Genomic DNA, 540 nt, shown 5'->3' on the forward strand with positions numbered 1-540 from the left:
TTTAATCTTTCTCTCTCACTCATTAAATCTAGTTTTTCTAGCCAATAATCTACTTCTTCTTGTGTAAACCCGAATAAGTCTGTAAATTTTTCTTCTTCTTTATCTAATACATTACTTATTACCTTATTATTTAATGCTGAAAATATTGAATTGGCTGTTAATTCTGTTATTCCTACCAATACTGCAAAATGTAAGTCAGGATTACCTTTTAAAGCTGTTCCAAATAGGGTTCTAAAAAATGATATTACTTCTGGCAATTCATCTTTATCTAACATATCTATTACAAAACTATCATACTCATCTATTAATAATATGGGTTTAATACCTTCTACTTCATGTATTGCCTTTGTTAATAACTGAAGTGATCTATCTAATTCAAATGCTTTTTCTCTTTTTTCTAATATATTTAATATTTTACTTTTAACTGCAAGAGAAATTTTTTCATCTTTTAATTCATAAAAATAGTCTAGTAAAAGGTCTTGTATTGCATATCTAACACTATCTAAATTTTTTGCTTCTCTATTTTTAAAATCAAGGTGT

Annotated in this window: 1 protein-coding gene; it reads right to left on the reverse strand. The window is 25.7% G+C overall.

All coding sequences use genetic code 11. The features are described 5' to 3' along the window. On the reverse strand, window positions 1–540 hold a 540-nt coding region (locus AWT72_RS08795), incomplete at both ends, for an AAA family ATPase (RefSeq protein WP_156413154.1).

Source organism: Oceanivirga salmonicida, from assembly GCF_001517915.1.
Classification (GTDB): Bacteria; Fusobacteriota; Fusobacteriia; order Fusobacteriales; family Leptotrichiaceae; genus Oceanivirga; species Oceanivirga salmonicida.